The following is a 19,780-nucleotide window of genomic DNA, read 5'->3' as shown; positions in this document are numbered from 1 at the left end:
AATAATTGAACGAAATCCGATCATGAATTATTTTCATAGTAACCGTGAGTAAGTTGCGTTTTTATTCATAATTAGAAGCACGTATAAAATACTCTCAGCATTCACAACTCGTTTACATTACTTTCTCATTTAAACAGTAATTAATACTCAATTGGGACAAATCGGAGACTAAATAACAATGAAAAACGACTTCACATTTAACATTAATAGCATTTGTCTCGATGAAAACTATCAACCGTCAGACAACACTCGAGTTACCACTAACTTTGCAAATTTGGCTAGGGGCGAACGACGCCAAGAGAATTTACGTAATGCACTCAAGATGATCGATAACAGCTTTAATGCCTTGGCTAACTGGGATAACGCGACTGGCGATCGCTACTCAATCGAGCTTGAAATCGTATCCGTCGATATCGACATTGAAAGTGATAATCGTCGCTTTCCCTCGATTGAAGTATTAAAAACCAACATTGTTGATCACAAGACCAATCAACGTATTGAAGGCATTGTTGGCAATAACTTTTCCTCCTACGTACGCGATTACGATTTCAGTGTTTTGCTGCTTGAGCATAACAGAGGCCAATCCAACTTCAGTATTCCCGATAACTTTGGTGAGCTTCATGGCAACATCTTCAAATGCTTTGTCAATTCAGACGCATATAAACAGCACTTTAAAAAGCCTCCAGTTATCTGCCTTTCGGTTTCGGACAACAAAACCTATTACCGTACTGAAAACGAGCATCCAGTCTTAGGCTCGGAATACCACCCGAATGAGTCATCTTTAACGGAGCAATACTTTAAGAAGATGGGACTCGAGGTTCGCTATTTCATGCCGCCAAACAGCGCTGCCCCACTTGCTTTCTACTTCTTTGGTGACTTGCTGAATGATTACACCAATCTTGAGTTAATCAGCACCATTAGCACAATGGGGACGTTCCAGAAAATCTACCGCCCTGAAATATACAACTCCAATGCCGTTGCTGGGAAATGCTACCAGCCAAACTTAAAGAACAACGATCATTCGCTAACTCAAATTGTCTATGACCGTGAAGAACGCAGTCAGTTAGCCATCGAACAAGGTAAATTTGCCGAAGAAAACTTTATCAAACCTTACCAACATGTGCTTGAGCAGTGGTCTGCTAGTCACGCGCTTTAATTTAACGAACGAGACCGCAGAGAATTTATTATGAAAACATTTCCACCTAATAACGCATTGCAACCTAAGAACACATCGTCACCTACTAAAATATTGCTGCCAACATCAACCGCAGGCAGTTTGCCGAAGCCGACTTGGTTAGCTCAACCAGAAACACTTTGGTCACCGTGGAAGTTACAGGATCAAGAGCTGATCGATGGCAAAAAAGATGCATTGCGTCTGTCACTTCAAGAACAACAACATGCCGGAATAGACATCATTAGTGACGGCGAACAAACACGTCAGCATTTCGTAACCACCTTTATTGAACACCTCAATGGCGTCGATTTCGAGCAACGTAAAACCGTGAAAATCCGCGACCGTTATGATGCAAGTGTGCCTACGGTCGTTGGCCCAGTGTCTCGACAAAAACCCGTGTTTGTCGACGATGCTAAGTTTTTACGCCAACAAACCAAACAACCGATTAAATGGGCGCTACCTGGGCCAATGACAATGATTGATACGCTGTACGATGCGCATTATCAAAGTCGAGAAAAACTAGCATGGGAATTTGCCAAGATCCTCAACCAAGAAGCCAAAGAACTAGAAGCGGCAGGTGTCGACATTATTCAATTTGATGAGCCGGCGTTTAATGTGTTTTTTGATGAGGTTAACGATTGGGGCATTAAAACCTTGGAGCGGGCAATTGAAGGCTTAAAGTGCGAAACCGCAGTGCACATTTGTTACGGTTACGGCATCAAAGCTAATACCGATTGGAAAGAAACGCTTGGTTCGGAATGGCGACAATACGAGCAAGCGTTTCCAAAGTTGCAGCAATCTAATATCGATATTATCTCACTTGAGTGCCACAACTCTAATGTCCCAATTGATCTATTGGAGTTAGTTCGAGGTAAAAAAGTCATGGTTGGCGCAATTGACGTAGCGACCAACATGATAGAGACACCGGAAGAAATCGCAAGCACACTGCGCAAGGCCCTTGAGTTCGTCGATGCCGATAAGCTTTACCCGTGTACTAACTGTGGAATGGCTCCCCTGCCTCGTGACGTGGCCACTGCAAAGTTGCACGCGTTACAAGCCGGAGCTGAGATTGTGAGAAATGAGTTAGCGAAGTAAAACGTTAGACTTTTCAATACGGGTGAGTCGGAGTCATTGAATTGTTACTCTGGCTAGCTCGATTGGTTAGTTCGGTTAGTTAGTTTACGTTACGTGCAATCATTAATACTTCATCGGCAGAATAGAGATTTGAGATCGTCGTTTCAACTTCTGCGCCTAATGTCTCTTTGTAGAGTTGCTGGGCAAAGTTATCCGCACGTGTGGTTACCATAATATGTTTTAACGTCGATCCGTTTTCGGCTAGCGTTTGCTTCACCAATGGCAACGATTTTACAATCAACTGACGCCCAATCCCTTGTCCTTGAAACGAAGGTGCCACAGCCAATTGCTCCAATTCAACAACCGCTTCGGGCCTAAAACCACTTTTCTGCGCCCAAATAATATAGCCGACTACTTCGTCACTAATCACCGCGACAAAGCTTAAGAACCGGGGGCTTGCATTAAAGTTACACTGTAGCCATTCACGTGACTTTGTCTGTCTCGTGAATACTTCACTGTGTACTTGAGCGGTTTGTTCAAGGTCGGAACTTTTCATAAATCGAATTAACATTAAAATCTCCATCGATTGAAATTTTTGATGATCAGATATTTGTAGCGTTATCTATCTGCTGGGTGATTGACTCCATCATTAGTGACCACGTCACCTAAATCAAAAGGGTTAACCCCTTCTAAGCACCCAATATTGTACCCATATTCATTCGGACTCGAACGGCGTTGATGGTGAGTATAGATGCCGCAATTTGAGCAGAAATAGTGCTTCGCGGTATTGGTATTAAATTGATAGAGCTTTAGAACGTCTTTCCCTTTTAGAATCTTTATCCCATCCAAAGCGACAGAAGCAACCATTGCGCCCTTTCTTCGACAGATAGAACAATCACAACGTCGAGGCTTTTCAATTCCGTTTGGTAAATACAACTCTAACTCTACAGCACCACAATGGCATGTTGCGATGTGCTGTTCTTGTATTTGTGTTGCTCCGACTATTTTGATCATCGATAGACTTCCTTTAGCTGGTTTACTTATCTGACTCCAATTGAGCTCTAAGCATAGCAATAGTATGCTGGCTGAATACTTTTATCCCTTCGCGTTCTAATAGCGCAGTCGTCACTCCGATACCGTCGATTTTAACTCCACCAAACGTACCGTCATAGATTTTTGAACTACCACACGACGGACTTGCTTCGGCGAGTATCGCATATTTAATATCGTTATCTTGGCATGCTTTCAATGCATTTTTAGCGCCTGCGAGAAACGGTTCCGTTACGTCTACGCCATCATTTGCGACAACACGAGCGGCACCAAAGATAACATCGCTACCTTGACCATCGATTATTTCTGCGGGCGGCCTCGGAATCGGCAAACCAGATGATACTTCTGGACAGAAAACAACCATATCAACATGAGTACGGAGCCAGTTAAGATCTAATTCTGATATATTCAAACAACTGCCGTTATATCGAACGTTGTTTCCAACTAAACATGAACTGACTAAAACCTTTTCCACTCATTGCTCCTTTAATTGCAAGACAGAAGTAACGTTTTCGCTTTAGATAAAAACAAGAGTTTGGGGTTAAATCTTCCGACACATTATGAACTGAGGCCCAGCGGCTCCACCAAGATATTTTTCATTGGTGTATTCGAAACCACCTTTTTGATAGCAACTAAATGCAATCGGATTTTTGCAGTTTACGGTAAGATAAATTGAGTTGTAGTCCGAATAGAAAGATTTTAGATAAGCAAATAACGCTTTTACAGAACCAGCCCCTAACCCTTTACCTTGCTGGTTTTTATCCAATGCAAATGACCTAAGACCGATACTGTTTTCTGAACAAAACTCGTAGTGAGACGAATAGGCAATATCGAGTTTAAAGAAACCCACAACAGCATCGTCAGATTTAATGACGTGTAAGTGAATCGTTTTACAATCATCTCGTAGAAACTCGTCTGCTGTACATGCAAACTTTACTTGTTCATCCGCTAGCCGAATTGAGCGTACTTGCTCCAAGTGCGAATTATCAAGTTTTTCAACCGTTATCATTATTGCTCCGGTATATCTATTTTATAGTGTAGTATTCAATCTAAGGCTCATTCTTACGATACAATTTCATGGTTCTAATGTGCTTCTAGATATCGAACCGTTTTACCTAATTGAGTCGCAAATTCAATTTCAGATTGGGTACTCTTTCCAATATAACCACCAACATTAATGACGAGAATTTCATCTGATATTTCTATCTTACGTTTATGAAGTTCACCTAGCATTAGCTTTTCTTGTTCAGTAAGTGTCGCCGCTTTCGCTGAACCTAAACCGCCCACGCTCAAAACAATGCGGCCAGCCATCGTTTCATTCAAATTGGCATCTATAAACGCCTGCTCAAATTTAATACTTCCACATAATGTAACGATCAAAGGTTTCATACTTTTTCCTAGTGACATGACGATAATTAAAACCGCGCAACAGAAATACACCGCAAATAAAATTACATTAAAACGTTTAATTAGCGCGTTGGTTATCAGTTACCCGAGCCTATTCGCCCAATTTCCGTTGTTCTGGTTGTCGCAATTCTCTTCTGTGTCGTAAGAGATATGGTTATTAATATTCTTAACTTTGATGCTGAGGTTGTTGAATTGGGCCTGAACAAGCGATGCCAATGTTGAACTTTTATCCGATTGTAAATAATCGTCGAGATTATCATTAGTATCGAAAACACATATCACCTGCAGACTTTGCGGAAAGTTAGAATAATTAACGGTATGTGTTATCCATTGGAACCCCGTGAAGTCATTTGTCGCAGAATCACAAATGTCCGTTAAACTCTCTCGAAGTTGATTTTCAATTTTCTTATCTGTTTTACGCATAATCTCTTATCTAAATAATAAACCCAGCTGTCACACCGACGCTTCTGGAATCTCTAACAAAAAATCAGTCACGCCAACATCTATCCCTTGTTGATATAACAAGGTCGACAATTGACCACGGTGATGCGTTTGGTGATTAAACAAATGGGATAGCAGTTCACCAAAATTTCGAACGCTAACAACACCCTTTGTATTTGAGTATTTTACGTTTTTCAAGAAATCATTCACATTGACCTCATTCTTGAGCCAGTCGGAAATTAAAATATCAACGTTGTTTCGTAACTGCTTGAAAGAAACAAGATCGGAACAGAGTACATCATTTAATCCACTCGGTTTTGGAAGATCTAAAATTTTTCTAAGCGTCACGTATTCACCTGAGTGGGAACAAAACCTCGATAACCATATAATATCACCAACCAAAATATGATTTAACGTCCCCAATATCGAAGAGAAATAAGCCCCTAAGTCCTCATTAAGCTTTTCATCTGATAAATCCGATATCACATTTATGATCTGATTATTCATACGATGGTTATACTCTGCCATCAATACAAAATGATTAAGGTTATTCATTAGCATACGAAGGCAATGACAGATTGAATCAACAGGTTTGACATAAACTTTCCTTTTAACACTCACGTTCTCCCAATTACAGAATTAAGACTGCGCAGTGATTTGAACAAATTTCTTCGCTAACTCTAACAACGTTGCTTCGGTGATTACCTCAACGTTATCTTGATCCGCTATTTTTCCATGCTTAATCAACACCGTTCTTGGATACCCGTGGCCACCAAATAACTCAGTTAATTTTTCATGTGCAACGCTAATAAAGTTGCCTTTAGATAATTGCACTGTCACCTGCAACACATCAATGTCGTGAGAATGCATTTCCTGAGTAAAACGACCTATATGTAACGCTTGTCTCTCTGTGCAATCAGGACACCATGCCGTAACAACATTGACGACGAAAGTATCACCCGAGGCGATACGACGGTTAATGTCGTCTGGCTCTACAATTTGAAGTCCGCTTGAGAATTGATCGCTGTTAGTTGGTTCAAATTTGTTTCCCATATCAATATGGTCCTCGCGAGTGTTTATAAACTTGGTACGAGATAATACACACATTAATAGTAAAGAAACCATCTTTGTTATATGTATCAAAGGTTATATGTATCAAAGATTACGAAGAACTTGAAACTTGGACATGTGGGAGCAAAATAAGGCAGCAGTGATTGGTGTTTAGATATTGGACATAGATAATGAATTGATTACTTCCATAGCCATATAAAATAACCTCAATTGCTTTATATAACTATGGATTTCGGTGGTCTAAATTAGCATTTAAGTTAAGACCTAAAGTAATGTTTCGTCGAGCCAAGGAACCAATCGGTGGATTTCTGGCTTGGTGAGTGTTTCTGACGCGCCAACATCCATTGCTTTGACCTTATTTTCTGTTGTCATTGTCGAGGAGAAAATAAGTACTGGCGGTGGGTTCGGCTGACCAGTGACCGTTTTACATAAGAATAATCCGTCAACTTTAGGCATCTCTACATCAGACACAATCGCACTGATGTCTTTACGGTTTGATTCAAAATACTCTAGAGCCTGAGCACCATCGGTCACTGTTTCAACACGATATCCTGCCTGAGAGACAACGTTACTCAGTTGCTCTAGTATAAATTTAGAGTCATCGGCAATTAACACAGTATGTTGTGCTCGCACTCTCTTTTTCTCGACCGACAAATCGACACTACTGTCTGCCGAAAGATTATATTGACTCATGTTGATATCAGAGTTCATCTCAGCAATGATCATTTCAAAGTCGAGTATAAAAACTAATCTGTCTTCGATGGTGACCGACGCGACGATACAGTTGTCTTCACCCGCGAGTGATATTTCCCCCGCCGCCGCTAAATCGTTCCAAGAAACTCGATGGATACGATTAATAGAGTCAATTAAAAAGCCGTTCGTTACGCCATTGAAATCAGTAACGATAACGTATTGGTTGTCTGTGGGCGGTTTTTTAGATAGCCCTAACCATTTACCAAGATGAATCAAGGGGGTTACTGTATCTCTAGATTTAAATACCCCGACAACATTATCGTCCCCTTTTGGGTAATCAGTCATTTCAGGAATTCTGATGATCTCACGTACTTTAGCGACGTTGATACCGTAACTATTATGCTTTGTTGATCCGTCTGGCAGTTCTTTAATTATTTGAAATTCGGCTATTTCAAGCTCATTGGTCCCGGATTCAACTAATATTTTAGAGTTTGACATTGACTAACTACCTAACAAAATTTTTAACTAACTATGCTGTTTATCGGCTTATTGGCACTGACATTCAGCGACACTGGTACATCGTATTGTTGTCAATTCGATTCCGTACGTTGAGCGTAGGTTCGAGTAGCACGAAAATAAAGATCCACTGGATGCCATTACGTTAAAAAAGTGGCAGAGATCATAACTCTAAAAAGCATATGAATTTTATGGTTGATATTTAAGGATTTTTATTCGTTTAAAAACATGGTGTGTAATAACAAACCCAAGCAACGTAGTGCCGATGCCTTGGCCCTGCTTTGCTTCCAAACAAGCAATATTAAACAGTTCTATTTCACCATGAGGATTTGAATTTAAAACGCAGACACATACCAACTCATCTTTTACAAAAGCACCAAAGCAAGTCGCCTGATGTAAATAGTCTCGAATTTTAGATTCTTGAGGATCGGCAATAAGCAACAAACTTATCGGTACACGAGCATTAGGAATTTCTCTATATTGAATCAAATAAACCTCCAATCGAATGTGAAAGCAGCGGAATCTAACGTGTGCTATTTTCCACCCGTTACATCAACAAACGAACCAGTGATATAGGACGCTTCATCTGAGAGTAGCCAAGCGATGGCATTCGCAACCTCGTCTGCCGTACCACCACGTTGGAGAGGAATTTGTGATGACAGCCGCTCAACTCGGTTGGGTTCACCACCATCAGCGTGTATATCCGTATAAATAAAACCTGGTTTAACGGCATTAACTCTAATTCCCTTAGGCGCGAGTTCCAATGAGAGCCCTTTTGTTAATGAATCCATTGCGCCCTTAGATGCGGCATAATCAATATATTCAAATGGGGCACCGCTTCTAGCCGCAGTCGAAGATACATTGACAATCGCTCCAGGCCCTGTCGACTGTTTCACAAATGCCTTTGAGCATAAAAAGCAGCTACCAACATTCACGGCCATAACTTGATTAAAACGTTCGAAGCTAATATCTGATAATGTGGATTGGGAAAAGAGTACGCCGGCATTGTTCACCAAATGAGTGACTATCCCAACCGTATCATTCACTTCTGCAAATAAGTTCTGTACATCTGCCTCTTTGGACACATCGGCCTGAACACTAAATGCAGTCCCTCCAGCACTTGAAATTGCGTCAACAACCGCTTGAGCTTGCGCCTTATTCGTACGGTAGTTAACACACACTGAGTATCCCTGAGAGGCCAGTAACATCGAAGTTGCCGCTCCTATCCCTCGACCACCACCCGTTACTATTGCTATTTTCTTCATCGCACACTCCATAAATGAATAACTCCCATATAAACAAAATGAGGTTGAATTTAACTATAAAAAACGCCTTACACCTGACTTACCAAAAAGTTGGGAACGTTATGACGAGTCTACCAATTTGTAATTGATTATTTATGTTCGCTTTCCTTAACGGCACAAATCATAGTATTGAGATCGCTAATTATCGTCTGCGGTTTTTCCGCACCTTTATCGTCAAATAAGATGTTATCCATTTCGGCTAGCAATTGCCTTGCGTCTGCCATTAGGCATTCACCGGTCTCTGTAAAATGAATTTCCTTCTGTTTCCCAACGCCATCTTTCTGCTCAAGATACCCTAGCTGGCACAAATGTTTCACGGTTTTCGCGACCATCTGCCTTGTGACGTCTAAATTTCTCGCTATTTCAGAACCGTAGTTCACACCACACTCAAGAACTCCAAGAAATGAAAGTAGTGCAGGAGTAAGTGAGACATACCCCTTTTCCACCAAACGCTGAGAAAGATATTTTGTAATTACAGTGTTTAGCATTGATGCGCTTTGGATCAGCTGTAATGACTGAGACTCCACCAATGGAATGCCTTTATTTGTAAACCTAGTTGACACACTAATACTCATTTATTATGCTGCATGTAAACCAAGTGTACATAGAGAAAGTGATTATGTTAAGTTTAAAAAATATCATGCGCGCAAACGCGACGAGCTGTTTAGGTTTCGGAGCGTTATTTGCGCTGCAACCGAGTTCGGTAGCGACCTTCTTAGGTGGTGACTTCCCCGCTCCAACACTCGCAATATTCACTTTAGGCGTTCTACTGATAGTGAATGGTCTTCACCTAATTTGGGCGTCAAGAATCCCAGTACCCAAAAAGACACTGGTATTGTATTTTTCTGGTGGTGACTATATTTGGGTTATTGCATCATTAGTGCTAATCATCTCAGGATGTTGGATCACAACCACAAGCGGCATTGTAGTTGCCAGTGCTGTTGCTGCTCTGGTAGGACTTTTCGGCGTGCTTCAAATGACGACCAGAAAAGCAATGGGGCAATGCTAAACATCGTTGAACACTAATATAAGATGGCGTCGGCACGCGCCATTCTTATTTAGAATACGCTTATTCAGTGCGACTTATTTGGTAATGCCTTTCAACATTTTTGGTCACTTTTCCCCATGTAGAGGACTTTACTCTGGCTTGGTGATGATCAAACGCGGTTTGGTCGACGAACTCTTCGTACACATGAAATTGATGCACATCGGCAACATCTTGTGTAACAGTAAAGGTTAAACACCCTGCCTCTTCTAACGTCAGCCTTTTGTGATTGACTAATTCCGTTTTCACCACCGCAAGATCCGAGTCTGGTACCACGATATACCCTTGCAATATAACCTTAGACAAGATTGAACTCCTTTGGTGTGAACCCAACTTTAGATGACACGTAGATCGGCTTGATGAACGGATTTATAAATACGCTCCGACAACTGACATACTGTGTTCGACTGTGGTTTCTTTTTCACCGACTGGCGCAACATAATGAATGGCCGATTCTGCGTCTGCCTTCCCGGATAGTTTACAAATCACCCACGCAGCTAAATACTGTGACGCCATACATCCCCCTGCTGTCGCAATATTCCCTTTCGCGTAAAAAGGCTGGTCCAAAACATTAATTCCTGATTCGACAACCCAAGGCTTCGTTGTTAAATCTGTGCAGGCTGGCACATCATGCAATAAACCAAGTACAGACATCAGCAACGTACCTGAACATTGTGCACCAATTATTTGAGTTTGAGGATCAAGCTTTAACTTTGATAGTAAATTACTGTCTTGGGCAATGTCTCGGGTTAGCATACCACTCCCAAACAATACGGCGTCTGCTTGGTTCGCAAATTCTAGAGTTTGTTGAGACTGAATGGTAACGCCATTCATCGATGTGACGTATTCTGACGGACTTGTAATTTGTACGTTCCAACCGGCATCTTTCATTCGGTTCAGAATACCCGCTGCAATAAAGGAATCCAATTCATTAAATCCATCAAAAGTGAGTATCGCGATATCCATATCTTCTCCTAAAAAGCTTTTTTGTGACGTGCTGACCACCAATGGGTACATCGAATAAAACACTATACATATTTAAGACAGTAATTGTGTGAAATTAATGTTTACAGGTCATCCGGCCGACGATATTTTCAGTCCTAATATACCGATAATAATGAGCAGTAAGCTGATCATTTTTAACGTGCTCAAAGGTTCTTTAAGAAAGACAGTACCAAAGATAACTGCGCCAACCATACCTATTCCAACCCATACGGTATACGCAATACTTAACGGCAGTGTACGCATTGCAATGCTAAGGCAATAAAAACTTGCGACCATCGCTGTGACGGTTGCAATAGAAGGGAAAGGCTTAGTGAAACCATCTGTGTACTTGAGTCCAACCGCCCAAGCAACCTCAAGTAACCCAGCAAATATAAGAACTAACCAGCACATTACGACACCTTGAAATGGGGTCGTCCCCGTTTGATTAAAGATCTCATAGGGTCGTCCCTACGAAATGTCCTGAAAAGTAACATCATTCCTGATTAACGAAAATCAGTTCATCAACGTTATACCCAGCTTCTTTGACCATAGTAACGAACTTTTCTTTCAGCTCGTCACTTACAACTGGAGTTCTTGATAAAAACCAAAGTGAATCGTCGCTACCGGTGATAAAAGCGTATTGATAACTCTCTTTATCTAGATCGAAAATCACATAAGAGCCATAAAACGGACCAAAAAATGACACTTTTAAGTGACCGATATTTTCATCTCCAGCGAATTTAGCCTTACCTATCGCCTCTTTCCACTCGTTAGCTTCGGTTGAAAATCCTCTATTTACAACCCGCACACCGCCATCATCATTTATTGAGTAAGTCGCAGTGACTTTCTCTAGCCCCCTTTCAAAGTGATGATCTAACCTGGCAATTTCATACCATTTTCCAGAATATTTATTTACATCAAAATCGGTTACAGGCTCAATAGTTTCTGGAATTCCAGCACAAGCCACCAAAGACATAGCGAGTAAAAGTACATTAAGTATTTTCATATCAATTCCTTGAGCTTATTTAAAAGTAACTTGTGAAAAATGTGGATTATCAATCAACACTTCTAACTTTAATATCGACTCTAATTCAATCAGAATATCATCGTTATTCGAACTAAGCTTGATGCATTCGTGACGGCTTGCATTACGAACTGTATCACGTGCAATTCCTTCTATACAGTCACCCTCTTTCATCGTTAACCGCACTGGAAAACGATATAAGCAGCTTAGTTCAATATAATCGTACTCATTGCAATCGATCATAAAATTTACCTTTGATATTAGTGACCCAGAATTATAAATCGCACTATTGGTGTTAGAGTTCTAACTGCCAGTAACCGACCGATTTTTTCTCACCAAACTTAACACCGACATTCGAAAATTCACCGACCTTTTTAAAACCTAGACTCTCATGTAATCCAATACTCGCTGGATTTGGTAAAGCAATTCCGCCAATCGCTGTCGAGAAACCACGAGTTCGTAATTGTGTTAGAAGCTCACCATAGAGTGCTCGCCCAACTCCATTACCCGTCGATTCATGGGCTAGATAGACCGAAGACTCGACAGAATACCGGTACGCTGAGCGCATTTTCCAGTGATTCGCATACGCATATCCAACGAGCTCATCGTCAACTAACGCAACGATCCAAGGAAAGCCTGATGCCGTAATAGTCTCGATACGTTGCACCATATCTGTAGCAGTTATCGGCGCTTCTTCAAAGGAAATAGTGGTTGAGGCGATGTAATAATTATAGATCTCGGCGATTCGCTCAACATCCAATACGGTGACTTCTCGAATGATCATGCTCTCTCCATGAGGCTTAAATTAATGTCTCGCAGCTGTTTAATATAACTTTACTGACTGAGTAACGCTTTGAAAAGCAAATAAACCAATAGAAATAGTTAACCTTAGATCACTAATAATCAACATTGATGGTTAATCCTTCATAAAATATTTTTCATTCAGGTTATGTTCAGCTTCAACTCCTTATTATGAATTTCAAGGTCGATACTCATTTGGAGAACAGAGATGAAAACATTAACCACAGCTTTTACTGTAACAACAGCACTCATAACCATTTGCTTAAGTCCAACTGTTATGGCTAAGCGCTCATCCCATTATGATTACGCGCGAGTGGTTAAAGCAACACCTGTATACGAGCATATTCGTCATCGTGTACCGGTTGAAACGTGTCGTAAAAATGGAGGCTCTCGCCATCTTTCAAACCCAAAACATACGTCAGTTGGTCCAGCGATTGTTGGAGGCGTCATTGGTGGCACCGTGGGTCATGCAATTGGTTCAAACCGAGCAAATAAACAAGTTGGCCTAATTGCAGGCTCGATCATCGGCGCGACCATTGGCGCGAACATAAGTCACGGCAATGGGCACCATAGCCCAAGCCGCCATTGTTCAACTTCATTTCAAGTCAACCATGAACGCGTATTAGTTGGGTATGATGTGACGTATCGATACAATGGACATCGCTACCATACCCATACCAAACACCATCCTGGAAAACGTATTCAGGTACCATTTCAAAAGCGCCATCACAAGCAAATGCGAAGACACTCAAGTGAGTTGGTCTTTAAACAAAAACACGATCAGCATCGAGCTAGATAATGGCAATTTCGTGTTCGGAACGAAAATTTAAGCTGTCAACTTTAGTGAGTTCGCATAAGATTAATCTAGTACGAACCTAAGAACACAATTTTGAGGCCACTTATGCGAACCATTTTCCACGTTTTGTTGATTTCGATTACGCTTTCATGCTTTTCCATGGCTAATGCGAAAGATCGGCCTCTAACCGCATCGAATCAGTCTGAAGCTGTACAAATCGCACAAAGAAACTATGGCGGCAAGGTTCTAAAGGTTGAACGCCTCACGAAAAAACAACCAGCAGAATATAGAGTGAAACTCTTGACTGATAAAGGCTCAGTAAAAATCGTGACTATTAAATCGAACTCGCGTAAACGGAAAGGTAAGTAAGTATGCGAATTCTGATTGTTGAAGATGAGCCTTTAATGCTTGACCATCTTACTACCTTCTTCTCAGAACAAAACTATGCGGTGGATTCTGCGCAAGATGGCGAACAGGGTTGGTTTTTGGGGTCAGAGATCAACTATGATCTCGCGATTATCGATGTCGGTTTACCCAAACTAGATGGAATTCAACTTACGAATAAGTTACGTGGTCACGGAGTTGATTTTCCTATTCTAATCCTTACGGCGCGTGGCTTGTGGCATGAAAAAGTCGAAGGGCTAGAAGCTGGAGCCGATGATTATCTAACCAAACCGTTTCATTTTGAAGAACTCAAAGCAAGAGTCGATGCTTTGTTAAGACGAGCCAATGGCAGTGCAACTAAAGAGCTAAAAAAAGGGCCGATTCGTCTCGATCTATCAGCCAAAACTGTCGAACTTGATAATCAACCTATCGAGCTCACCAGTTACGAATATCGCACGCTGGAATACCTAATGTTAAAGCCGCAGCAGGTTGTGTCAAAAACTGAATTAACCGAACATCTATACGATCAAGATTTCGACCGAGATTCCAATGTGATTGAAGTGTTTATAGGTCGATTGAGAAAAAAACTCGATCCCACTAATCAGTTAATGCCCATCGCAACCGTTCGTGGGCAAGGATATAAGTTTGTCATCAATGACTAAAACAACCCCCTCGAAATCCAAATTGCATCTCACCGGTAACTATTCGCTAGTCAATCGACTGTTGCTTACCTCTCTACTCGTCTTACCTGCGTTTATGATTGTAGGTTCGCTAATGCTGTATAGCGCGTTTAAGACCAGCTTAGAAACGTCATTACAAAACCAGATGCAGAGTCAGGCTTACACCTTAATGAGCGATGCAGAGCTGGAAGAAGATGGGTTGTTTATGCCAGACGTTATGGCTGAGCCTAGCTTTACACAACCTAGTAGTGGTCAGTATGCGTGGATTACCGGCCAATCGAAACCATTGTGGCGTTCAAAGTCGAGTCTTGTTTTAAATCAGCCTATGCTTCATACACACTCGCCAATTATTCCCGGAAAAGTACAGTTTCAGATACCATCAAATGACTTTCCCTACTACCAATTAACTTATGATACGAGCTGGCAATCTGAGAATGATGAAGCCTTGCTGAGATTTGTCGTCACACACACCCCCGAAACTCTCTCAGCGGAGTTAAGCAGTTTCAGTCGCCAAATTATTCTTTGGATTTTAGGGCTGACACTTGCCCTTCTCGTTATCCAATATTTGATCACTCGTTGGGGCCTGCGACCACTCGATAATGTCGCCGATGAACTTTCGCGTTTGGAGTCAGGTGAGATTCAGCGTCTTGATGGAAAATATCCAAAAGAGTTAAAGCCAGTGATCAATAATTTAAATCGAGTGCTTAATGCTCAACAGTCTCAACGCCAGCGCTTTAAAAACACCTTATCCGAGCTTGCTCACAGCCTTAAGACCCCCCTCGCCATCATTCAATCGAGTCATCACGGCAGTGAACCGACAAAAAAGAACGAGCTTGTTGAAGAGCAGGTGTCGCGTATGAGCAATATCATTAATCACCATCTCAGTCGGGCCCATTTAGGCCATCAACCTCTTACTGGAAACGTAGCGGTATTGCCATTAATTCAGCGTCTCACCGATGCTTTGCGCAAGCTCGATATCTATTCCCATATCGATATTCAACTGAACATCGCTGACAATGTCCATTTTCATGGTGATGATAGCGATTTAATGGAAATGATGGGTAACGTCATCGAAAACGGATGTAAGTACGGAAAAAGTAAACTTGTGGTTTCGGTGGAAATTTCCGCAAAAGGGTTAAAAATGACTGTTGAAGATGATGGCCCTGGTATTGCTCCTCACCTGCGCACTTCAATTCTTAAGCGTGGTGCTCGCTCAGATACGGCAAGCTTAGGACAAGGATTAGGACTGGCGGTAGTGACAGACATTTTGAGTAGCTACGGTGGTGAACTTAACATTACAACGTCACGTTTTGATGGCGCGTGTTTTGAGTTGGTTGTACCGAATACGGATTAGCACTAGGTTAACACTCGGATTCTAGTATTTTATTCGCTGGGCTCAGGCCTTGTAATTAAAAACGTCGCAACACAAATAAATAAGACAGTAACCCCGACCAATAACCATACGACCTCTACCCGTTGATACATAAAGAACAAGCTAACAATTAACATCAACACGGCGATAATTTTACTTTTTCGCGAAATAGCGCCGTACCGCTCCCAGTTAATCAACAATGGCCCAAGAATCGCGTGAGCATAGATCCACTTATGTAGGCGTTCGGAACCCTTCGCTGAAAGCCAAGCCGCGAGAAGCAGAAATGGCACTGTTGGCAAGCCAGGAAGAAACACTCCGATAAAGGCTAAGAACAGAAAAAAGTAGGCGAGAATTAGCGCAAATAGTTTTGTCATCGTGTTTCATTTATCATCAAGTTTCGCTCCAGAAATTCACGATTATATAGAATTCCCACTTATACACCTTAGCCCCTTCAACTTATAAAAGATGAATAATTCGCCATGCATTCATGAACCCGAAACATGTAAAGATTAACGCGGCACCTAAACCAATTTTAGTTTGGTTCCTCAATATCCAAGGTTTTATCAGCGGTAATGAAAAAACCGTCGCGATTATACCGTGCATTAGCAAAGAATTGAGAAATATAAGTATTATTACAAAAGCAAACTCAAACAACGATGTCGTTGTGACCGGCAACGTTGTCATAAAAATACTGCTAAAAAACAACATAGTTTTAGGATTAGAAATATTGATCAAGTATCCAACTGCAAAGGGATGTTTCGACAGCAACTTTTGAGAAAAAACGCGAGAAGACGCATTTGCTCTAGAAATCAGTGAAGCCCTAAAAAGCGTAAAGCCTAAATATATTAAATAACAACAACCTAATGCACTTAACGCTAAGAAAAGTGTTTCACTGAATTGATTCTCCGCAATTGAAATTGACATTGCAACTAGTACTGCAAACGTCGTCCCTGCACTCGCAATTCCAAAAAGGGTAAACGCCCGATACCATTTCGAATAGGAAACGGTTGTCATCAATAACATATGATTTTGCCCCGGAATGAGCAGTGCAATGGTTTGTATCGACAATATTAATCCAATGCTCTGATACAGAGTCACTTTTTACCTCACTTTAAAACGATCATTTTCCATCATAATTATCTTTCCAACAGATAAGCACAATTAACCTAAAAAAACCGAACAATTAGACAGTAACAATAGAGTCATTAAATGCTGATGGAAAAAATATCAATATCACGAGCATCGACCAACTATTGCTATCATCTTATCGAGTTCCTCTTTTGCATGCCCTGCTAATGGATGACCAATATTAATTCGAACACACTCGTCATAGAGTGCTCGTGTGCTAAACAGAGTTCCTGCGCGAATATCTAAGTTACACTCCGATATTTCCTTAGTAAATGCCTGTCGATTTAAAGAGGGAATTTGTAGCCATAAAACCATTCCACCCTGTGGGTTACTGATTTTTACGTCTGGCGATAGGTGAGTAATTAAGTAACTCAAATATTGTTGACGCAATACCAATAGTTGAGCGCGTCTTCGCCTAAGGTGCTTGTTATATTGGCTCGAACTAATGAAATCGGCGATAGCGAGTTGTGTGAGCATCGTAACACCAAAGCCAGTGACAGCGATGATATTTTGATAGGTCTTTTGAAACTTACCCGGTAAGCACCAACCCAAACGATAACTAGGGGAAAGACTCTTTGAAACTGACCCACACCATAATATATATCCGCCTTTGTCGTAGTACTTTGCCGGCAACGGAATTTGAGACGAATATGAAAGTTCAAGATAAACGTCATCTTCAATGATTGGCACTTGATAATGGTTTGCTAACCGAGCTAACTTTTGCTTTTGTTGCGATGACATCGTAATGCCCTGCGGATTCATGTGTGATGTACAAAACACCGCCGCATCAATACTGTTCTCCTTAAGGTGTGCTTCGAACTGTTCAAGGTCAATACCCTCTTCTAGACAAGGAATTTCAACAATCTTGCGTGACATACTACCGAGAAGTTCGATGATGCCATTAAAGCAAGGAGAGCTGATCGCAATGATATCGCCTTCACGTGTACAAGACTCTAGTGCAACTTTTACCGCCGACATGCACCCGGCTGTTATCACCAGTTCAGATGAATCGAAGTGCAGGTCAAGCTTGGAAAAATGTGACGATAACGCTTGCCGGAAAATAGGTTCGCCCTGCTTATCTGGATATTGATCGACCTTGCTGCCTAAGCGTTTCAACGTACGGCGAAACGATCGCTCTAATTCAAGAACCGTTTGTTCATCATTAGGGGTATTCGACTCTCCTAATGGCCCATTTTTCGTCGCATAGAGAATTGGACTAGGTTTAACGGTGGAAACTTGGCTAACAAACTGCACAAGGTCTGGTGTGGCATGAGCTCGTGAACTTGGAGAAATAAAATACCCAGCTTGTGGCCGTGAGTGGATCCAACCCTGAGATTCGAGCTCTTGATAACAGCTCACCACTGTCGACATGCTAATGGCCTCTTGACGCGCAAGGGCACGAAGTGACGGCATTCTGCTGCCTTCTTTTCGCTTGCCATTGATGATCTCTTCGATGAAGAGATTGGCGAGTTGCTTATAAATACTCATCGAATACACACCCAACTGTACTGGTATTTGTTTTAAAAATTGTATCTGTACCCTAACCAGTACACAAGCGATACTCAGCTCAATAAACAACTAAATGGAGCAAGATAAGAGTGAAACGACGTGATTTATTACTTGCGATTGCACTGATGGCAATTTGGGGCTTTAATTTTTCGATGATCAAATTAGGGGTAACCAATGTAAACCCGCTTATCGCAACGGCGGTACGTTTTACACTTGCGGTTATTCCAGCGATCTTTTTTATCGCCAAACCCAATGTTCAATGGCGCTATTTAATCGGATATGGCGTTGTTTTTGGTGTAGGGATTTGGGGAATGGCATCTTGGTCAATTACCGCGGGATTATCATCAGGAATTTCATCTATATTGCTTTCCACCAATGTGTTAATAGGTATGGCTGTTGGCATTTGGGTATTAAAGGAAAGTCCCTCTCAGAGAAAATTGATCGGTGCGTTGCTTGCCTTATGTGCTTTGGTAGTTTTACTTCTAGATGCCTCTGGAAATGTCACCTTAGAGGGCGTAATTTTAATTCTGATTGCTGCGTGCAGTTGGACATTGATGAGCGTTATTGTTAAAGCCTCACAAACCACACAAGCATTCGCATTTAATGTGTGGGGAATGCTCTTCGCCCCAATACCATTAGTGTTATTTGCAACTCTTTTACATGGCGAGCAAATACTATGGCAAGCAGTAGAGCTGTGGGACTGGAACACAACAATAGCGGTTGTTTTTCAAGCTTATCCAACCACCTTATTAGGCTATTGGATATGGAATTTACTGCTAATTAAATACCCTTTAAGTACCACTGCACCACTTACTTTGTTGGTACCCATATTTTCTTTAATCAGTGGGTACTTCATGCATGGAGAAGCATTGTCACCAGCCCAACTTATCGCATCTGTTTTTTTTCTGGTCGGGATTGGTGTCATCGTGAAACCAACCAGCACTAAGGTCGGAAATACTAACTTAAACGAAAAAGCCACATGATTAAGTAACCATAAAAAGGCACATATTGAGGGATTATTGACTATGGGCAACCGAACTCTAGTTCCTCAATAGTTTTCGAACAATTGTTAATCAGAAACAACCAGCACAGCTTTAGCTCCTTTTATAAAAACAAGTTCTACTGGTTTTTCATAAAACAGAAGCTCACTATTCACATCAAATAAATTACTGATCAATATAGAGTTAATCAACGAATTTCTGAAACATTAAGACTGAGCACTAAGTGTGTTTTTCGAAACTTAGACTACACTCAGGTTAGGTTAAACTTTTTCATCTATTTTTGATTATTGTCGACAGTTAACATCAAAGTTAGGTTAAGCCAGATT

Annotated in this window: 29 protein-coding genes; 8 read left to right on the top strand and 21 right to left on the bottom strand. The window is 41.3% G+C overall.

Features of this window, described 5'->3' with window-relative positions; genetic code table 11:
- The first annotated feature begins 178 nt into the window (after nucleotides 1–178).
- Together ACXJY6_RS02955 and ACXJY6_RS02950 are read left to right on the top strand one after the other, a co-directional pair.
- Nucleotides 179–1,156 (top strand): DUF1852 domain-containing protein, encoded by a 978-nt coding sequence (locus ACXJY6_RS02955; RefSeq protein WP_458767318.1) that lies wholly within the window; start codon nucleotides 179–181, stop codon nucleotides 1,154–1,156.
- A 30-nt stretch (nucleotides 1,157–1,186) separates the two neighbouring features.
- Complete coding sequence (locus tag ACXJY6_RS02950; RefSeq protein ID WP_458767317.1) at nucleotides 1,187–2,269, top strand: methionine synthase; 1,083 nt, start codon at nucleotides 1,187–1,189, stop codon at nucleotides 2,267–2,269.
- Nucleotides 2,270–2,348: 79 nt separating this feature from the next.
- On the opposite strand, the gene ACXJY6_RS02945 is transcribed toward ACXJY6_RS02950, so the two are convergent.
- The 12 genes from ACXJY6_RS02945 to ACXJY6_RS02890 form a co-directional block, all read right to left on the bottom strand.
- Nucleotides 2,349–2,804: a GNAT family N-acetyltransferase gene (locus tag ACXJY6_RS02945; protein ID WP_458767424.1), complete on the bottom strand. Its 456-nt coding sequence runs from the start codon at nucleotides 2,802–2,804 to the stop codon at nucleotides 2,349–2,351.
- Between the two features lie 62 nt (nucleotides 2,805–2,866).
- Nucleotides 2,867–3,259: a GFA family protein gene (locus ACXJY6_RS02940; RefSeq protein WP_458767423.1), complete on the bottom strand. Its 393-nt coding sequence runs from the start codon at nucleotides 3,257–3,259 to the stop codon at nucleotides 2,867–2,869.
- Between the two features lie 25 nt (nucleotides 3,260–3,284).
- Entirely contained in the window at nucleotides 3,285–3,773 is a 489-nt protein-coding gene (locus ACXJY6_RS02935) for a 2-thiouracil desulfurase family protein (protein WP_458767316.1), read from the bottom strand.
- A 66-nt stretch (nucleotides 3,774–3,839) separates the two neighbouring features.
- A complete protein-coding gene (locus tag ACXJY6_RS02930; RefSeq protein ID WP_458767315.1) occupies nucleotides 3,840–4,307 on the bottom strand; it encodes a GNAT family N-acetyltransferase in 468 nt (155 codons plus the stop codon).
- A gap of 74 nt (nucleotides 4,308–4,381) precedes the next feature.
- Entirely contained in the window at nucleotides 4,382–4,687 is a 306-nt protein-coding gene (locus ACXJY6_RS02925) for a hypothetical protein (RefSeq protein ID WP_456052649.1), read from the bottom strand.
- Between the two features lie 99 nt (nucleotides 4,688–4,786).
- Complete coding sequence (locus tag ACXJY6_RS02920; protein ID WP_458767314.1) at nucleotides 4,787–5,128, bottom strand: Fis family transcriptional regulator; 342 nt, start codon at nucleotides 5,126–5,128, stop codon at nucleotides 4,787–4,789.
- Between the two features lie 30 nt (nucleotides 5,129–5,158).
- On the bottom strand, nucleotides 5,159–5,767 hold the full coding sequence (locus ACXJY6_RS02915; protein WP_458767313.1) for a DinB family protein: 609 nt from the start codon (nucleotides 5,765–5,767) through the stop codon (nucleotides 5,159–5,161).
- An 18-nt stretch (nucleotides 5,768–5,785) separates the two neighbouring features.
- Nucleotides 5,786–6,199, bottom strand: coding sequence for a TlpA family protein disulfide reductase (locus ACXJY6_RS02910; RefSeq protein ID WP_458767311.1), 414 nt, complete (start codon nucleotides 6,197–6,199; stop codon nucleotides 5,786–5,788).
- 282 nt (nucleotides 6,200–6,481) lie between these two features.
- A complete protein-coding gene (locus ACXJY6_RS02905) occupies nucleotides 6,482–7,408 on the bottom strand; it encodes a chemotaxis protein CheW (RefSeq protein WP_456052653.1) in 927 nt (308 codons plus the stop codon).
- Nucleotides 7,409–7,615: 207 nt separating this feature from the next.
- Nucleotides 7,616–7,915, bottom strand: coding sequence for a GNAT family N-acetyltransferase (locus tag ACXJY6_RS02900; RefSeq protein ID WP_458767310.1), 300 nt, complete (start codon nucleotides 7,913–7,915; stop codon nucleotides 7,616–7,618).
- Nucleotides 7,916–7,959: 44 nt separating this feature from the next.
- Nucleotides 7,960–8,691 carry an SDR family oxidoreductase gene (locus ACXJY6_RS02895; protein WP_458767309.1) on the bottom strand — a complete coding sequence of 244 codons (732 nt, stop codon included), beginning with the start codon at nucleotides 8,689–8,691 and terminating at the stop codon, nucleotides 7,960–7,962.
- 128 nt (nucleotides 8,692–8,819) lie between these two features.
- Complete coding sequence (locus ACXJY6_RS02890) at nucleotides 8,820–9,293, bottom strand: MarR family winged helix-turn-helix transcriptional regulator (RefSeq protein WP_458767308.1); 474 nt, start codon at nucleotides 9,291–9,293, stop codon at nucleotides 8,820–8,822.
- 56 nt (nucleotides 9,294–9,349) lie between these two features.
- On the opposite strand from ACXJY6_RS02890, the gene ACXJY6_RS02885 reads away from it, so the two are divergent.
- Entirely contained in the window at nucleotides 9,350–9,739 is a 390-nt protein-coding gene (locus tag ACXJY6_RS02885) for a hypothetical protein (protein ID WP_458767307.1), read from the top strand.
- 60 nt (nucleotides 9,740–9,799) lie between these two features.
- Here ACXJY6_RS02885 and ACXJY6_RS02880 read toward each other — a convergent pair whose 3' ends face one another.
- The 6 genes from ACXJY6_RS02880 to ACXJY6_RS02855 all read right to left on the bottom strand — a co-directional run bounded on the left by ACXJY6_RS02880 (nucleotide 9,800) and on the right by ACXJY6_RS02855 (nucleotide 12,567).
- The gene (locus tag ACXJY6_RS02880) at nucleotides 9,800–10,081 is read right to left on the bottom strand and encodes a putative quinol monooxygenase (protein ID WP_456052658.1); all 282 of its coding nucleotides are present in this window, start codon (nucleotides 10,079–10,081) and stop codon (nucleotides 9,800–9,802) included.
- Between the two features lie 63 nt (nucleotides 10,082–10,144).
- Nucleotides 10,145–10,741 carry a DJ-1/PfpI family protein gene (locus tag ACXJY6_RS02875; protein WP_458767306.1) on the bottom strand — a complete coding sequence of 199 codons (597 nt, stop codon included), beginning with the start codon at nucleotides 10,739–10,741 and terminating at the stop codon, nucleotides 10,145–10,147.
- A gap of 108 nt (nucleotides 10,742–10,849) precedes the next feature.
- Nucleotides 10,850–11,170 (bottom strand): DMT family transporter, encoded by a 321-nt coding sequence (locus tag ACXJY6_RS02870; protein WP_458767305.1) that lies wholly within the window; start codon nucleotides 11,168–11,170, stop codon nucleotides 10,850–10,852.
- An 82-nt stretch (nucleotides 11,171–11,252) separates the two neighbouring features.
- Nucleotides 11,253–11,765, bottom strand: coding sequence for a lipocalin family protein (locus ACXJY6_RS02865; protein ID WP_456052661.1), 513 nt, complete (start codon nucleotides 11,763–11,765; stop codon nucleotides 11,253–11,255).
- A gap of 15 nt (nucleotides 11,766–11,780) precedes the next feature.
- Nucleotides 11,781–12,026, bottom strand: coding sequence for a Rho-binding antiterminator (locus ACXJY6_RS02860; protein WP_456052662.1), 246 nt, complete (start codon nucleotides 12,024–12,026; stop codon nucleotides 11,781–11,783).
- Between the two features lie 52 nt (nucleotides 12,027–12,078).
- Entirely contained in the window at nucleotides 12,079–12,567 is a 489-nt protein-coding gene (locus ACXJY6_RS02855) for an arsinothricin resistance N-acetyltransferase ArsN1 family B (RefSeq protein WP_458767304.1), read from the bottom strand.
- 225 nt (nucleotides 12,568–12,792) lie between these two features.
- Here ACXJY6_RS02855 and ACXJY6_RS02850 point away from each other — a divergent pair, with 225 nt between their 5' ends.
- From ACXJY6_RS02850 to ACXJY6_RS02835, 4 genes are all read left to right on the top strand, one after another.
- Nucleotides 12,793–13,383 carry a glycine zipper 2TM domain-containing protein gene (locus tag ACXJY6_RS02850; protein WP_458767303.1) on the top strand — a complete coding sequence of 197 codons (591 nt, stop codon included), beginning with the start codon at nucleotides 12,793–12,795 and terminating at the stop codon, nucleotides 13,381–13,383.
- 156 nt (nucleotides 13,384–13,539) lie between these two features.
- The gene (locus tag ACXJY6_RS02845; RefSeq protein ID WP_458767302.1) at nucleotides 13,540–13,749 is read left to right on the top strand and encodes a PepSY domain-containing protein; all 210 of its coding nucleotides are present in this window, start codon (nucleotides 13,540–13,542) and stop codon (nucleotides 13,747–13,749) included.
- A 2-nt stretch (nucleotides 13,750–13,751) separates the two neighbouring features.
- Complete coding sequence (locus ACXJY6_RS02840) at nucleotides 13,752–14,426, top strand: response regulator transcription factor (RefSeq protein ID WP_458767301.1); 675 nt, start codon at nucleotides 13,752–13,754, stop codon at nucleotides 14,424–14,426.
- Nucleotides 14,419–15,798, top strand: a complete 1,380-nt coding sequence (locus ACXJY6_RS02835) for an ATP-binding protein (RefSeq protein ID WP_458767300.1) — start codon at nucleotides 14,419–14,421, stop codon at nucleotides 15,796–15,798. Before ACXJY6_RS02840 ends, ACXJY6_RS02835 begins: the two co-directional genes overlap by 8 nt.
- 29 nt (nucleotides 15,799–15,827) lie before the next feature.
- On the opposite strand, the gene ACXJY6_RS02830 is transcribed toward ACXJY6_RS02835, so the two are convergent.
- The 3 genes from ACXJY6_RS02830 to ACXJY6_RS02820 all read right to left on the bottom strand — a co-directional run bounded on the left by ACXJY6_RS02830 (nucleotide 15,828) and on the right by ACXJY6_RS02820 (nucleotide 18,432).
- Complete coding sequence (locus ACXJY6_RS02830; protein ID WP_458767299.1) at nucleotides 15,828–16,190, bottom strand: YbaN family protein; 363 nt, start codon at nucleotides 16,188–16,190, stop codon at nucleotides 15,828–15,830.
- Nucleotides 16,191–16,272: 82 nt separating this feature from the next.
- A complete protein-coding gene (locus tag ACXJY6_RS02825) occupies nucleotides 16,273–16,914 on the bottom strand; it encodes a LysE family translocator (protein ID WP_458767298.1) in 642 nt (213 codons plus the stop codon).
- 135 nt (nucleotides 16,915–17,049) lie between these two features.
- Nucleotides 17,050–18,432 carry an aminotransferase-like domain-containing protein gene (locus ACXJY6_RS02820; protein ID WP_458767297.1) on the bottom strand — a complete coding sequence of 461 codons (1,383 nt, stop codon included), beginning with the start codon at nucleotides 18,430–18,432 and terminating at the stop codon, nucleotides 17,050–17,052.
- Nucleotides 18,433–18,542: 110 nt separating this feature from the next.
- Between ACXJY6_RS02820 and ACXJY6_RS02815 the strand changes: the two genes are divergently transcribed.
- Nucleotides 18,543–19,436, top strand: a complete 894-nt coding sequence (locus ACXJY6_RS02815; protein WP_458767296.1) for an EamA family transporter — start codon at nucleotides 18,543–18,545, stop codon at nucleotides 19,434–19,436.
- The last annotated feature ends 344 nt before the right edge of the window (nucleotides 19,437–19,780 follow it).

The sequence above is a fragment of the Vibrio phycocola genome, assembly GCF_054404255.1.
Note: the sequence above shows the minus strand (reverse complement) of the source record. Positions and strands in the feature narration are given on the sequence as shown.

What these genes read in the sequence shown, in the direction of transcription:
- ACXJY6_RS02955 (WP_458767318.1), top strand. Translation starts at nt 179, where the DNA reads ATGAAAAACGACTTCACATTTAACATTAATAGCATTTGTCTCGATGAA.
- ACXJY6_RS02855 (WP_458767304.1), bottom strand. Translation starts at nt 12,567, where the DNA reads ATGATCATTCGAGAAGTCACCGTATTGGATGTTGAGCGAATCGCCGAG.
- ACXJY6_RS02840 (WP_458767301.1), top strand. Translation starts at nt 13,752, where the DNA reads ATGCGAATTCTGATTGTTGAAGATGAGCCTTTAATGCTTGACCATCTT.
- ACXJY6_RS02820 (WP_458767297.1), bottom strand. Translation starts at nt 18,432, where the DNA reads ATGAGTATTTATAAGCAACTCGCCAATCTCTTCATCGAAGAGATCATC.
- ACXJY6_RS02920 (WP_458767314.1), bottom strand. Translation starts at nt 5,128, where the DNA reads ATGCGTAAAACAGATAAGAAAATTGAAAATCAACTTCGAGAGAGTTTA.
- ACXJY6_RS02865 (WP_456052661.1), bottom strand. Translation starts at nt 11,765, where the DNA reads ATGAAAATACTTAATGTACTTTTACTCGCTATGTCTTTGGTGGCTTGT.
- ACXJY6_RS02885 (WP_458767307.1), top strand. Translation starts at nt 9,350, where the DNA reads ATGTTAAGTTTAAAAAATATCATGCGCGCAAACGCGACGAGCTGTTTA.
- ACXJY6_RS02910 (WP_458767311.1), bottom strand. Translation starts at nt 6,199, where the DNA reads ATGGGAAACAAATTTGAACCAACTAACAGCGATCAATTCTCAAGCGGA.
- ACXJY6_RS02875 (WP_458767306.1), bottom strand. Translation starts at nt 10,741, where the DNA reads ATGGATATCGCGATACTCACTTTTGATGGATTTAATGAATTGGATTCC.
- ACXJY6_RS02905 (WP_456052653.1), bottom strand. Translation starts at nt 7,408, where the DNA reads ATGTCAAACTCTAAAATATTAGTTGAATCCGGGACCAATGAGCTTGAA.
- ACXJY6_RS02950 (WP_458767317.1), top strand. Translation starts at nt 1,187, where the DNA reads ATGAAAACATTTCCACCTAATAACGCATTGCAACCTAAGAACACATCG.
- ACXJY6_RS02845 (WP_458767302.1), top strand. Translation starts at nt 13,540, where the DNA reads ATGGCTAATGCGAAAGATCGGCCTCTAACCGCATCGAATCAGTCTGAA.
- ACXJY6_RS02925 (WP_456052649.1), bottom strand. Translation starts at nt 4,687, where the DNA reads ATGAAACCTTTGATCGTTACATTATGTGGAAGTATTAAATTTGAGCAG.
- ACXJY6_RS02860 (WP_456052662.1), bottom strand. Translation starts at nt 12,026, where the DNA reads ATGATCGATTGCAATGAGTACGATTATATTGAACTAAGCTGCTTATAT.
- ACXJY6_RS02895 (WP_458767309.1), bottom strand. Translation starts at nt 8,691, where the DNA reads ATGAAGAAAATAGCAATAGTAACGGGTGGTGGTCGAGGGATAGGAGCG.
- ACXJY6_RS02945 (WP_458767424.1), bottom strand. Translation starts at nt 2,804, where the DNA reads ATGAAAAGTTCCGACCTTGAACAAACCGCTCAAGTACACAGTGAAGTA.
- ACXJY6_RS02830 (WP_458767299.1), bottom strand. Translation starts at nt 16,190, where the DNA reads ATGACAAAACTATTTGCGCTAATTCTCGCCTACTTTTTTCTGTTCTTA.
- ACXJY6_RS02850 (WP_458767303.1), top strand. Translation starts at nt 12,793, where the DNA reads ATGAAAACATTAACCACAGCTTTTACTGTAACAACAGCACTCATAACC.
- ACXJY6_RS02930 (WP_458767315.1), bottom strand. Translation starts at nt 4,307, where the DNA reads ATGATAACGGTTGAAAAACTTGATAATTCGCACTTGGAGCAAGTACGC.
- ACXJY6_RS02835 (WP_458767300.1), top strand. Translation starts at nt 14,419, where the DNA reads ATGACTAAAACAACCCCCTCGAAATCCAAATTGCATCTCACCGGTAAC.
- ACXJY6_RS02870 (WP_458767305.1), bottom strand. Translation starts at nt 11,170, where the DNA reads ATGTGCTGGTTAGTTCTTATATTTGCTGGGTTACTTGAGGTTGCTTGG.